General features: G+C 59.0%; 10 protein-coding genes and 3 pseudogenes. 6 read left to right on the top strand and 7 right to left on the bottom strand.

Going from position 1 to position 13,411, the window contains the following annotated elements:
* Positions 1-63: 63 nt before the first annotated feature.
* Positions 64-1,206 (top strand): porin, encoded by a 1,143-nt coding sequence (locus tag RW095_RS05990; RefSeq protein WP_317015109.1) that lies wholly within the window; start codon positions 64-66, stop codon positions 1,204-1,206.
* 147 nt (positions 1,207-1,353) lie between these two features.
* Here the strand turns inward: RW095_RS05990 and RW095_RS41695 are convergent.
* Positions 1,354-1,681 (bottom strand): annotated as a pseudogene (locus RW095_RS41695) (DDE-type integrase/transposase/recombinase); the annotation flags it as partial.
* 101 nt (positions 1,682-1,782) lie between these two features.
* Between RW095_RS41695 and RW095_RS05980 the strand changes: the two are divergent.
* The 3 genes and pseudogenes from RW095_RS05980 to RW095_RS05970 all read left to right on the top strand — a co-directional run.
* Positions 1,783-2,394 (top strand): glycosyltransferase family 9 protein, encoded by a 612-nt coding sequence (locus tag RW095_RS05980; RefSeq protein ID WP_317015108.1) that lies wholly within the window; start codon positions 1,783-1,785, stop codon positions 2,392-2,394.
* Positions 2,395-3,800: 1,406 nt separating this feature from the next.
* Positions 3,801-4,226, top strand: coding sequence for a hypothetical protein (locus RW095_RS05975; RefSeq protein ID WP_317015106.1), 426 nt, complete (start codon positions 3,801-3,803; stop codon positions 4,224-4,226).
* Between the two features lie 80 nt (positions 4,227-4,306).
* Positions 4,307-5,524: pseudogene (locus RW095_RS05970) on the top strand (efflux transporter outer membrane subunit); the annotation flags it as partial.
* A 200-nt stretch (positions 5,525-5,724) separates the two neighbouring features.
* Here RW095_RS05970 and RW095_RS05965 read toward each other — a convergent pair.
* Entirely contained in the window at positions 5,725-6,261 is a 537-nt protein-coding gene (locus RW095_RS05965) for a hypothetical protein (RefSeq protein WP_317015105.1), read from the bottom strand.
* Positions 6,262-6,307: 46 nt separating this feature from the next.
* The gene (locus RW095_RS05960) at positions 6,308-6,658 is read right to left on the bottom strand and encodes a DUF3331 domain-containing protein (protein WP_317016767.1); all 351 of its coding nucleotides are present in this window, start codon (positions 6,656-6,658) and stop codon (positions 6,308-6,310) included.
* A gap of 1,623 nt (positions 6,659-8,281) precedes the next feature.
* On the opposite strand from RW095_RS05960, the pseudogene RW095_RS41305 reads away from it, so the two are divergent.
* Positions 8,282-8,422 (top strand): annotated as a pseudogene (locus tag RW095_RS41305) (tyrosine-type recombinase/integrase); the annotation flags it as partial.
* A gap of 177 nt (positions 8,423-8,599) precedes the next feature.
* Here the strand turns inward: RW095_RS41305 and RW095_RS05955 are convergent.
* From RW095_RS05955 to RW095_RS05940, 4 genes are all read right to left on the bottom strand, one after another.
* Complete coding sequence (locus RW095_RS05955) at positions 8,600-8,986, bottom strand: porin family protein (RefSeq protein WP_317015103.1); 387 nt, start codon at positions 8,984-8,986, stop codon at positions 8,600-8,602.
* Positions 8,987-9,393: 407 nt separating this feature from the next.
* A complete protein-coding gene (locus RW095_RS05950; protein ID WP_317015102.1) occupies positions 9,394-10,449 on the bottom strand; it encodes an alpha/beta hydrolase in 1,056 nt (351 codons plus the stop codon).
* Between the two features lie 24 nt (positions 10,450-10,473).
* A complete protein-coding gene (gene yqhD / locus RW095_RS05945) occupies positions 10,474-11,628 on the bottom strand; it encodes an alcohol dehydrogenase (protein WP_317015101.1) in 1,155 nt (384 codons plus the stop codon).
* Positions 11,629-11,647: 19 nt separating this feature from the next.
* On the bottom strand, positions 11,648-11,917 hold the full coding sequence (locus RW095_RS05940) for a hypothetical protein (RefSeq protein WP_317015100.1): 270 nt from the start codon (positions 11,915-11,917) through the stop codon (positions 11,648-11,650).
* 498 nt (positions 11,918-12,415) lie between these two features.
* Between RW095_RS05940 and RW095_RS05935 the strand changes: the two genes are divergently transcribed.
* Positions 12,416-12,826, top strand: coding sequence for a cupin domain-containing protein (locus RW095_RS05935; RefSeq protein ID WP_317015098.1), 411 nt, complete (start codon positions 12,416-12,418; stop codon positions 12,824-12,826).
* The last annotated feature ends 585 nt before the right edge of the window (positions 12,827-13,411 follow it).

The raw sequence follows: 13,411 nt of genomic DNA, 5'->3' as shown, positions 1-13,411 counted from the left end.
CGTATCGGCTGCGTCGGAATGACATTTTCCATGCGCGGTACATTTCCTTTGAAGGAGATTTTGATGAAAAGAACTCTTATGGTGCTCGGAGCATCGAGCGCATTTGCTCTCGCAACCACTGCTCACGCGCAAAGCAGCGTGACGCTCTACGGCCTTATCGATGCAGGCTTGACGTACACGAATAACCAGAGCGGTAGCAGCAATTTTCAGGAGACGAGCGGAGCGGTGAATGGTAGTCGGTTCGGTCTGCGCGGAAGCGAAGACCTGGGCGGAGGTCTTAAAGCTATCTTCGTGCTTGAAAACGGATTCAATATCGCAAATGGAAAACTAGGTCAGAATGGCCTCGAATTTGGACGACAGGCGTTCGTTGGTCTGTCAAGCGAACAATATGGCGCTGTCACGCTGGGCCGTCAGTACGATTCAGTGGTCGACTACCTTGCACCGCTTTCGCTTACGGGTACGGGATATGGGGGAACACAAGCTGCTCATCCATTTGATAACGACAACCTCGACAATTCTTTCCGCATCAATAATTCGATCAAGTACGCAAGCGTGAACTATGGCGGCCTCAAATTCGGCGGCCTGTATGGTTTCTCGAATAGCGCGGGCAACTTCGCGACAAACCGGGCGTACAGCATGGGTGCTTCGTACAACTATGGTCCATTCAATTTTGCTGCTGGCTATTTACAGCTGAACAACAGCGGGACGGACCTGAATTCGGGCGGAGCGGTGACTAACGATGTGACCTTTACATCGGGTGTGCAGCGCACGTGGGGAGCGGGAGCGAACTACACGTTTGCCAACGCAACGGTGGGTCTGGTGTTCACACAATCGATCATTGGTAATCTGACCGGAATCGGAGCCTCAGCGTCCGGCACATCGAATGGACTTTCCTTTGTCAATAATAGTGCGCGCTTTAGCAACTATGAACTGAATGGACGCTACAACTTGACTCCGGCGGTCTCGGTTTCCGCGGCTTATACCTTTACCGACAGTCGCATCGACGGCGTAGCGCCGAAGTGGAACCAGCTTACGCTGCAGACGGACTATGCGCTGTCCAAACGCACTGACGTTTATCTTCAAGGTGTGTACCAGCATGTCAGCGACACTGGCGACAGTGGCATCCATGCGGTGATCAATGGGCTATCGATGTCGAGCTCGAATGAGCAGGTGGCCGTCACCGCGGGCATACGCGTGCGATTCTGATCGAGTTCATTTGCTACCTGCAAGTCGATGCGCACGCGAGGGTGCGGGCGCGTCAATCAGCAGCTAGCGTCGTTAAGTGCACTGTCTGATTTCGGCTCTTGTGCAAATATTCGGTCGGAACGATCTTGGATCTATAAACAGGATATCTTATTGAATGGAGACGACGATATTCCAGACAGCGGGGCCAGCTGTATCTTTGAGTCGCAATCTCGCAAGGCTAAATTGTTTTTTGTGAATGCGATGCATCAACTCGACCCTTGAAGTGGTGTTCGCAGCGTTCCGGAAACGTTTGAAGCCGAGCATGACGTTCGTTCTGGACTTGACGTTACGATGGTCCTGTTCGATCAGGTTATTCAAATACTTCGAGGATTGAATCGCAGTATCCTCGGGCCAACAGGCCGTCGACCTTCATTTCGCGCGCCGTGCGGTGCGAGGCTCCCTAACCATCGAGCGTGATGGTCTTCGGCGGACGGCCCGGATTATATGCATGTGTTCGGCGATCATGCTCATTCACTTGCCGCATGGTTTGATCATCTGACCGTCTCGCCTGCATTGAAGTAGGACGATGCTGATAGCGTGCTCGCGAAATACACTGTCGTCTTACAGTTGCATCGCGACCGGCCGATAGATCTGGGTACAAGGCATCCGGGGTTTATCAATCTACACGAGGTCGAATATGCGCAGAGCGGTCAATGCATGGCAGAGCGTTGTGCGGACTTTGTGGCGGGCCGCTTCAATCTTGATGATGTGGTCGTGTCTAATGGCATCAATCCGGCGAAACATCTGAGGCTCCGTCGATGCGATTTGCGCGTTGCCTTGCATCCGGAAGCCAGCACGGACGACAAGCGCTGGCTCGCCGGGCGGTTCATCCGGCTTTCACACCGCCTGGAAGCGTTTGGGTTCAAGGTCGAGTTCGCTCTCGGGCCGCAGGAACATTCGCGCTGGGATGACCTGGGGCGCGACACGCTGCGGCTGTGCTCTTTTACATCCACCGCATCGCTTGCGGAATGGCTCTACGAGTCGGGATGGTTCATCGGAAACGACTCCGGCGTCGGGCACCTTGCGTCGTCGCTCGGGTGCCGACGCTCACCATCTTTCGGCGACGCCGCATTGCGGAAAGATGGCGGCCGGGATTCTCGGTGGCCTCGATTGTGCTCCCGCCGTGGTGGCTGCCTACTGCAAGGTTGAAGGAGCGATGGTGGCGCGAGTCGATCTCCGTGCGCCGTGTGCTCGGTGCGTTTGAAACGCTGCGTTCCCGCGCGCCACTGCCGCAAGCTGGCGTTGCACCAGCACCGCGGGGGTTCGTTGCCAGCCGCTATCGCGACGCCGACAAGACGTAACTCCACAATGTTGCGGCCGCAATAGCCCTCGAGCAAGTGCCAATGTAGACTCGCCGCCGGCGAGAAAGACGAAAAGGTTGTCCACGATTTTAAGCCGGGCCAGCCCGACCTCCTGTCTTTGCTGCCATGACTGATGAGCCGCCGCCGGGGTTGCGGCCACGGGTCATGACCACTGCATTAATCCCACAACAGCAGAGAACGTAGACGCGTGGCTCAACCGGGATGCATCAGACCTTGCGGCGCAGGACGCGATACTTGATGACAGGCATTGGCCTAACTGCAAAAACCAGTTGGCCGCGCGAGATTTTGCTGAAGATTGATGCCTGAAAAATAGGTTGCCGTTTGCTTTCTTTTCAGGCGTCTGTCGTTACCGGGACGGACAGCAGCACCGTCCCTATGGACCAGAGAACGGGCGGCAACATGAATTTTTAATGCGACACCCGGTGACCTCGGTCATGTCGCGTAAGGCTGTGTAAGCGACAGTGAAATTTGCCTCGAGGCGGCTCGATCTACAATGTTTCTGCTTCTTATCTGTGAGGCGATTTATCAGTGATCCAGGTCTGCCCCGGCTCCGCTGGTGGGCCATTTTTTTGTTTGCACCGCTGAACAGTAGGAGCGATTGAGAACAAACCGTATGGTTATGCCCCGGCGCCCGTTCAGAGCTATACGCACGCGCCCGGCTATTATGCAGCGCCCGCCGTTGATATCGGCGTCGGTATGGGCGGTCACGAATAAAAGATAGCGAGCACGTGCCGGTATCTGACCGTCGGGTGCTACCTTGAACACGTCAAGACAATTACAGGTTTGGCAAATGAATCGACTCCTTTTCGCGCTAGGCATTGTGTGCCTTTTATGCGTTACTTCTGTCTTCGCGCAATCGAACTCGGACCAATCGAACGCCGCGATAGCACAGAACTTTGCGCTCATGAATCACCCACCACCGCCGCCTGTCCCGGCGAGCACGCCAGCGGCGACAGGCCGCGCTCAGGGCCATCGGGGCCGGCGATCCTCCATGAATTCCGATCCGCCTGGCGCCCCCACGCAACCATAGCGCCACAGATCCGGCCACGTGCAGTGTACCGTCCGAGCTACCGCGCAATGCCTGCATGGAACCAGAGGGTCGGGGAAGATCACGTGGCGAATTTTACAGCTGGGCGACTCGGCGCCGGCGGTACTGACCCACACGCAATTCACCAGTAGATGGCGAATACCGTCGAGTCTGTTCGACGGTATTCGAATCGGGGATATCGTCTTATGAGCTTCATCCGCACGTGTGCGGCGGTTGCACTGGTCGTGGGCGCGGCGAACTGCGTATTCGCGCAGCAGGCATCGTCGAGAGCGGCCGACCTGCGAAACCGGCTGCAACACATACACGGCACGCATTCGATCGACGACGAGCTCGATCGGCTCACCACGACATTGCAGTTGTCACCGCAGCAGCGCACCCAAGTCGAAGTGCTGCTGCGGAGGCACCACGACGCGATCCAGGCGCTGATCGACGGCAATCCGAACGCATCGGACGAACTTCTACGCGAGCGGATCCATTCGATCAGCGACGATACGCACCGCGAGATCAGCGCGTTGCTGACCAGCCAGCAGCGCGTGCTGGTGCAGCAGATGCAGGCACAGATGAGGGAAGCAGGCCGCAGCCGCTACATCGACTCCTTGCACAATCACTGAAGCGTAGCGATTTTACACAAAGACGACGTTTTTTGAGTTACTAGCGGGTAAGAGAGCAGCGTCTCCGCTGCTCCCTCCAGGCGCGCTCCGGCCTGTTCCCGACCATCGGCGTCACCAGTTCGGCCACGCGTTCGGGTAACTCAGCAACGATCGCCAACGCAGGTGCGCTGGAAGGCGACGTCAGCTGGGCGCCCGATCTCTGGGGGCAGGTGCGGCGCACGATCGAAGAGCGCGCAGCCAACGCGCAGGCGACCGAGGCGATGCTCGCTTACGCGACGTTGTCCGAGCAAGTCACGCTGGCCATAGCGGTGATCAATCTGCGTACAAGCGACGCGAACATCGATCTGCTGGAAAAGACGGTGAAGGCGTACGAGGGTTATCTGCGCGTTATCGGCGACCAGGACGAGGCCGGCACGATTCCGCCGTCCGATCTTATTCTCGCGCGCACGCAACTGGAGAGCGCGCGCTCGAGTCTGATCGCGCTGCAGGTTTCGCGCGCCAGGTATGCACACGCGATCGCGGTGCTGGTGGGGCGCAATCCCGAGGATCTCGACGTCGGGCGCATCAGCGCGCTGCCGGTCCTCCCGGACGTACCCGTCAGTGTGCCTTCGACGCTTCTGCAGCGGCGCCCCGATATAGCGACTGCCGAGCGGCAGATGGCTGAAGCGAATGCTGCGATCGGCGTCGCGGTGTCCGCGTATTACCCGACCATTACCCTGTCGGGCATGGAGGGCTTGGCTGAATCGCCGCTTTCAGGTCTGCTGCACGCGGCGAACTACGTGTGGTCGCTAGGCGCTGCTGCATCGCAATCGATTTTCGACGGCGGCTTGCGCAGCGCCGACGTAGACGCCACGAAAGCCGCTTACAACGGGGCGGTCGCGAATTATCGCAACACTGTGCTCACCGCCTTTCAGAATGTCGAAGACGATTTCGCAAGCCTGCGGATTCTCGCGCAACAATCGCAGGTGCTGGACGGCGCGGTGCGCGACGCGGCGCGCGGGGCCGAAATCGCGTTGAACGAATACCAGGCCGGGACCGTCGACTATACGACGGTCGCTACCGCGCAGACCGCCCAATTGAGCCTGCAGCAAACGGCGTTGAGCGTGGAGCAGGAGCGTCTCGTTGCGTCGGCCACGCTGCTCGGCGATCTGGGCGGGGGTTGGTCCGCGGATCAATTGCACGACCCTCGGGGCGCGCACGCGGCGAATCGGATGCAGGTGTCGCAAGTTGAGCCGTCGCTGGCGGCGCGAAAGCAATCCGAGCCGGTTGTCACGGCGGGCGCTACGTCAGGCCAATGACCTCGTGCAAGCATTCCAAATGCGGACATCACGCGCTCGCCCCGTGCCTCACCCAGTACCTGTGCAATTCGGTCGCAGCAGTCCATCAGCGCGCCGCGCGAGGGATGCGCCTTTAGCATGAAGCGGGCGCGGGGCTTACACGGTTGGCGTGCGGCATCGCTCAAAAGTGCACGCGTTCATGGGAAGCAAGACCATCACGGTTAATCCGATGTCGGGGGGACTAACGGCGAAGCGCGGGTGCCGGCCACGAATTGGCGGAGTTGTTTTTCGGCTTCGACCACCCGGTGCATCGGAGCCTCGCTCAATTGCCGGTCGTGCAGCGCAAGCAAGCGTTCGATTGCGGGGGCGTCCTGCTCCCTGATCATCCACCTGGCGCGTTTCGCGGCCAGTGCGACGGCGTTTCGGAACGCCGCTTGAGCGTGTTCGTAACATGCAAACGGCAACTGCCCAAAGCCCATGCGCTGAAGGTAGTAAGCCCTATACACCGAACGCAGCAACGTGTTGATCTGATGCCGGTTGCCGCTGTCGCGTCGGCAAGCAGCCAGCGCAAGATGATGCGCGAGCGAGATGTCGCGCGCGGATTGCGCCGCCATTGGCAGCAGCAATGACTTGCTCAGCGGTTTGCGGTGGGTACCCGGGCGGGTGGGTTTCCGGTTTGCTCGTGCCATGCGCGTGTTGAAACAAGGTTCAGAGAGATCTGGGGCAGAATGCGGTCGACGCTTGGACTGGTCGCACATCGTCGCCGGTGCCCGCGAGCCGGAGCCGAAGCGGCGCGCGTTCGAATCACGCTACCGGATCGGCATCCACACATGAAGCGATGATCATCGCTTGCACATTCGGCGGTGGCGATCCCCTAACTTGTGGGCTGTACACATGATCGCCCGCTGCGATACTACGGCCGGTCAATACACACCTCCCAGGGCGCCTCGCGATGCGTTCCTGCCAGGTCTGATGTCCATAATGACCGGTACGCGAATCGCACCAGGAGACGGTCAACGTCTGCGACGTCGCTCGCTCCAGCACTGTCACAGTCGGCTGCGCCCACTCCGGCACGTGTGCGACGGCACACCGCCGTCGCTCGCCACGGCGCGTTCGCGCAGGCTCTTCCTGGCCCGTGCACGCACGCGCAATCATCGCGACGGTTTGCGACCATACCTGGGCACTAGTCTCAAACATCCAACGCTCCTTCGACAGTTTCACAACATTGGCGGGTTCTCGATCAAGCGAGGCTAATTTTCGGCTTCGGCACGCGTCAACGGCACAGTAGCGTGCTGTGCAGAGTAGATCGCCGCTGCGGCAAGTACACCGGCAACCGGTGCTGCAAAGACAAAAGCCTTCATAGGGAATGACCTCCCGAATTCGTATGGTCGGCTTCCACACGGTCATTGAAGCCTTGATCTCACCACCTCGTCGTAACGGGAGTGACTAGCCCACATTCTGTACAGTCGAAGATAAATGCACGCTGACGCACAGATTAAATTGATGTTATCTGCGGGTTCCCGGCGCGGGCCCCTTCAATGATGGCCGAGCGCGGCCAGGTCTGCATCTTTGGCAAAGCCGACGCTCGCGCCAACCAGGCAGATTAGCAATTCCGATAGGGCGTGTAGATTACCGGTGGCGGTGCGACGTTCCGCGGCGCCGGCGCAATATGCACCGGATGCGGCGCATAGACCGGCACCTGCGGCTGCGAAATCCTGTTGCGTATTAAGGTCGTGCACTACGCGCATACGGCTTAGCTGCAACGTACTAAGGGCGTCGCGTCGGACGGCGCCTCGCGACGTCTCAAGAGCGGGTCATCGGTCGACGCGGACGTTCGCTGCTGCGGTCATTCAAAGACGAGAACCGGCCAGCATGATTTGAAATCATGTACCAGGCATCCCACCGTCGCCCAACTGCCAAACGCGCGCGCCGTACGACAAGAGCGCTTACCTCAATGCGCTCAGAAAACGCGGTTCACACGTTGCCGGCAAGCTGGGCACTCAGGCAAGACGGGGTCCCGCTCTTTTGTCTGTGAGGCAAGCCGCGCAGCGGCGCGTCTGGCCGAAGGGGGAAGCTCGCGGGGAGACGGTGATCAACGACGGAACCGCCGTCAGGCGGCTGTCCACACATGCGCGGGATGATCCTGGCGAAACGTAGATGTCGAACGAAAACTTGACAGGCCTACTCAGGGCATGACTCTACCAACAGGCGACCCCCCAGGGCGCGGCGGTTCACATAAAAGGTGCACGGCTGCCCGCGACGGGTCAGGCGATTCCGGCGAAGCGTTGCTCCAGATAGGCGATGATGGCGTTGGATTCGTCCAACCAACGCGACTGGCCCTCTTCCAGAATATGTAGGCTGGGCACTTTCAACTTGCCACCGCCGGCAAGCGATCCCGTGCAACGGGATCGTTTTGGCGTCTTGCAGTGTCATGGGCACATTCAGGCGATGCAGCGCGCGCCGGGTTTTGACGCAGAAAGGACACGCACGGAATTGATACAGCGACAGCCGCGCCGCTTCTTTTTCCACGATTGCCTGACCTTGCGCCGCACGACGTTGCGGGCGCGGGCGACTGATGGCGTCGCCGATTAAAATTAACTGGCCGAGACCGACGCGCACGATTTTTATCAACCTAAAGACTACCTTGATCGGCGAAAGGGAGCCCGCGAGCCTACTCCTTCCAGGATGCGACTGCTTCCGGCCGGAGTACGGCGATCGCACTATAGAGGTTGCCGCGTGCTCAGCTGATCGAGTGGATCGAGCCAGGGAACCGGCCGCCTGGGTCACAGTTTCGCGACTCACCTGCTCGAAGAGGAGGGGGACATCCGCGTGATCCGGGTGCTGCCCGGCCACGCTAAGCAGGAGGACACGGCGGTCTACGTCGAGGTGGCCACGGTGCCGCATGAGGTCACTGGACCGCCTGCCTCCCCAACGAGCCCGCACCCAGCAGCGTTTCGTGCTGGAGGTTGCGGACAACTTCAGGAGCCGCGGGCCAGCGTGGCGGGCCACGACACGCCTGACAGTTGCCACTCGCCCAAGGCCCTTTGCGTTGCGGCCGCAAGGAATTCGCTCGTCGATACGACTCAGTTAGACGAATTAGAATAGGTGAGGGCCGCCAAGCATTACCATTGTCTGATTGTTGGTGCTGGCATCATTGCCAAAGTCGGCAATGGACGCCGTTGCGGCCACCAGCTGACCGGTTTCCGCGTCAATTGTATTGCTGGAGGCTTTTTGATAGGCCGCCAGAGCATGCAGGTCAGTGCGCGTGGACAAAGAGTAGTTCGCGCCAAGACTGACCTGGTTGTAGCTGGCGTCGACATTGTTGCCGCTGCCCTGCGTGTAGTCGTAGCCGACCCCGAGCTCGATGGCAGCGTTCAGCCGGTAGTTAACGAACGCCTGCGCCGTGTTGAGCCTGGTGCCTCGCCCGAAATCGAAAGGGCGCTCATCACAGTCGGCAAGCTCGCAGGCGTGTGCATGCGCCAAGCGTCGACACTTGCGCGCGGCCTTATGCCGGCGCTGTCATGTCGACGCGGCTGGCCTGAGCGAAGAGCTGCACCGTGAAACGAGAAATTGGGTTGTCAGCAAAGCTGAGGGCGCACTGCAGCCCGGAGAGGAAGACAGTGACGTCAAGCGCAACGGCTCATGGCCGCTTCAGCCAGGACCATTTTATTGACCACGCACAGACGAACGAATATCACTGTCCGGCAGGCGAGCGGCACATCTGGCAATTCTCAACCATTGAGCGCGGCCTGACACTCAGTAAGCATTGGAGTTTGAATTGCCAGCAATGTTCGCTTAAAGAGGCCTGCACGCCGGGTCCTCAAAGCCGGCTAACACGTCGGGAGAACCAAGCCGTGCTGAGGTGCGCAAGCGCTCCTCTCGAATGACGATCAATGGCCGAGGTGCCTGTCGAAGAACTGAGTGATTTCTGCGAATGCCGCTTTATCCTCGGGCACACGATCATCCATCTGGTACTGAGCGTGCGACATTCCGTCGAAGACTTCGAGTTGCGCATCGACGCCGGACTGCTGAAGCTTCTGGTGCACACGGACCGTGTTGCTGAGCAGCAAGTCGCGTGTTCCCGTGGTCATAATCGCCGGCGGAAAGCCATGCATATCTCCGTACACGGGTGAGAGCAGCGGGTCCTTCAGATCATGACCGTTCGCGTACACAACCGCCGCGGCATGGCAGAACCCACTGGGCGACACCAGCACGTTGTCCACCTTTTCGTTCGTGTAGAACGAGTCCCCAGTCTTCGTCAGGTCGGACATCGGCGTGCCCGGCGCGATCGCACCCGGCATTTTCAGCCCTTCCTGCTTCGCGCGCAGCATCAGCTCGAGCACGAGCGCGCCGCCGGCCGAGGTCCCGAAAACGCCCACATTCTTTGGATCGTTCGTCTCGAGCACCGACTTGTACACAGCCTCCACGTCGTCGAGCGCGGCGGGGAAATAAGCCTCGGGCGGCATCCGGTAGTCGACCGAAATGACCTTGTAGTGTCCAAGACCCGCCATGATGATGGCCTCGCCCGTGCCCGACTCGCCAGGGTAGAGCTCATAGCAGCCGCCATGGATATGAACCAGCACCTTGTCGCGATGTTCGGGGGGAATATGGTTGGGCGTCACGATGTGCACCCTCACGCCGTTGATCGTCGATGCCTGCACTGTCACGTCCAGACGCGCGCGCGTGGCCGGAAGCGTTTGCATGACCTTTGCGGCCTGTGCGTCGGCAGCCGTTCTCCATTGCTCGCCCGTCGTCCACAAAACATTCCAGGCGGGATTGAGAGGCGCCGCGATGAGCTTTTGCAATTGGGGGCTGACTTCTGTCGGCACCGGAATGGTCTTCGCGGGCGCTTCGCGAGGTGCAAGCGTACCGTCGTCGGCAAGCGCCGCGCCGGAAACCGACGCGAACGCGGCGCACGCGAGCAGGAGGAATTTAGTTAGCTTCATCGTAGAATTGTCTGGGGTTCTGGCTTAAACGGCCGCCTCATAGACCTTGCGACTGACTTCCGGCGTGACGTCGCCGTGCTCGCCTAATGCGACCATGCCGTGCTCCGTCAGTTTGGCAATCAGTGTGTCGACGGAACTCCCGCCGACCTGGTAGTCGCGCAGTCGAGTTCCGACGGACATCGTCTCGAAGAACATACGGGTTGCCGTGATCGCCGCGTCGATGCGTTCGTCCTCGCTGCCCTCGGTGATGTTCCATACGCGCTCGGCGTACTGCAGCAACTTCGCGCGTTTCTGTTGCTTGCGCACGGTCAGCATTGCCGGCAGTACGATGGCGAGCGTTTGCGCGTGGTCGAGTCCATGCAGCGCGGTGATCTCGTGGCCCAGCATGTGCGTGGCCCAGTCCTGCGGCACGCCGGCGCCGATGAGCCCGTTTAGCGCCAGCGTCGCCGTCCACATCAGGTTGGCGCGCACGCTGTAGCTGTGTGGCTCGGCGAGCGCTTGCGGGCCCACTTCGGTCAGAGTGATCAGCAACCCTTCGGCAAAACGGTCCTGTACCTTTGCATCCACCGGGTACGTCAGATATTGCTCGACGATATGGACAAACGCATCGACCACGCCGTTGGCGATTTGCCGAGGCGGCAACGAATAGGTCGTGGTCGGATCGAGCACCGAGAAAAGCGGATAGGTCGCGTCGCTCGTGAAAAACAGCTTATCGCCCTTCGCGCGGTAGCTGATGACGCTACCATTGTTCATTTCCGAACCTGTCGCGGGTAGCGTCAGCACGCTGCCAAAGGGCACCGCATCGCGCACCGGGGCCTGCTTCGCAAGAATGTCCCATGGTTCGCCGTCAAACTTCATCGCCGCCGCGATGAACTTGGTTCCGTCGATCACCGAGCCGCCGCCCACCGCCAGCAGAAAGTCGATGTTTTTCTCACGGGCGAGCGCAACCGCTTCCATCAGCGTTTCGTATGTGGGATTCGGCTCGATGCCGCCGAACACGTGCCACGCGCGCTCACCAAGCGCGGCCTGTACTTGCGCGAGCACACCGTTGCTCTTGATGCTGCCGCCGCCACACGTGATCAGCACACGCGCGTTGCGCGGCACGTTAGCGTCGAGCGTGGCAATCTGGCCTTCACCGAAAATGATCTTTGTGGGGTTTTGAAAGGTAAAGTTTTGCATAAGTTGCCTTTCCTGCAATTTACATGACCGCCGTCTCAAACTTGCTGAAAGAATGTGACGGGCCAGTCAAGGAGATCAGGGCGATCGAGACGTTAGGGGCGGATTTGAAAAACAGATGGGGCATCAGGTACACGCAGGCTTTCAGCGGTTCGACCAAATCTTCCAGTTTTATTCGCAACCGGCTACCTTCCCACGCGTTCGAGAAGAAGTCCGCCTCGCGCGTCTGCGAACAAATCGTTGCACACAGAAACTTGGTTGTGGCCGCGGCATAGGTATTCGGCTTTTGCAATCTGAGACTTCTACTGTACGCGAATAAAGTGTCATGGAACTGACCGGGTGATGACGTTTTCGTTATCTTCTTTGAGTATTCGTTGTCGTTACGCTGAACCTGCAGTGGCAAGTACATTGAGCATTTTCTGAACCCATGCGATGGCGGACAGCGGCGCGGGCCATAGTTCCTGCTGGTCATATTCCCTCGCCGTCGGGTCTGGGGCGAGACTTGGCGAGAACCGATATCGATGCCGGTAAGGGACCTGGAAGGCATGTCCCGTTCGACAATGCACCGGTAGGGAAGGGGTTCCCTATGGACCACGGCCGCATTTGGCAAATCTCATTTGCCAAATGCGGCCATTCCGGCGGTCCGCTTCCACGTGGCAAGCTGTAGTCAGCCGCGGCGAACACGACAAGTGCACGTACGACTTGATCCAGTACATCACACGATGTCCACGCTACCGGACGGTACAACGTATCGATTTGTTCGTCGCCTCACCACACAATGGAGAATGAATTGTTCAATTTTTTCGATATAAACAATATCATCAGCCAGTTCCCGGACGAGGCGGATAGTACGATTGTTGACGTCTATCTCACCGATGAACCCTCTGCAAGCTCACGGATCTTTCGTGTCTATTACCCTATTCCTCGCCACTACCACGAAACGTGCGAAGAACATCTGTACCTCCTGACCGGAAAGGTTGCCTTCGCGATTGGGGACGAAGCGCCTCGCGTCCTTACTGCGGGCCAGCTAGTGACCTTTGAGCGGAACACTGTACACGCGATAACTGAAATACTGGAGTCGCCAGCAATCTTCCTTACAGTTGACGCTCCTCGTCGTGTGCCCACTGACGTCGTGTATGTGAATCCGGACGACGAACAAATCCGGCCTTTCGTGACCCACCTGGAAGCAACAAGAGGTTAGCGTGCAACTGCAGGGGATCAGTCTCATCAACGTGCCGTTTCGTGCTAGTGCTCTGGGCGGTCTACCCCCGAAGAAAATCGTATCGTCAAAGGTGCGCGCATTCTTGGTTTTCTACGCCGAGGTCGTGGTCGACATAGTCTGTTCCATAAGATTCGCGAAGCTTCGTGCGGGCCCCGGAACTCGTGGTTAGCGTCCGAAAGGTGAAGCGACTATAGGTGCGGGTAGCTGGCCTCAGAAGTGCCGGAACGTGTTGAACGTCGCTTTCCGGTCGAACCGCGTCCGACGATGAACTGGCCTCACCCTCCATCTATCCGAACGTATAAGCGCGCTATATCCAAGTAGGACCGCAGTGACCGTTCGTGGAATGGTTTTCCTGGAGCCGTCCGTCTATCTTGATTCCATGGACTTGCCGATTTCATATGAATGTCAGCCAGTCCAACGTTGTGTGCAACTGGGTTTATATGAGTAGCAAGCCGTGGGACGAGTACACGTTCGTCCCCTGGCTGAACAAGAAGGTGTATCGCCGGACGGTTGACCGTAGCCGAATCTATCTCCAGTGAGCGCGACGATGTGCACGAACGCAAA

The sequence above is a fragment of the Paraburkholderia kirstenboschensis genome, assembly GCF_032806925.1.
Taxonomy (GTDB): Bacteria; Pseudomonadota; Gammaproteobacteria; order Burkholderiales; family Burkholderiaceae; genus Paraburkholderia; species Paraburkholderia kirstenboschensis.
This window is presented reverse-complemented; position numbering and strand designations above follow the sequence as displayed.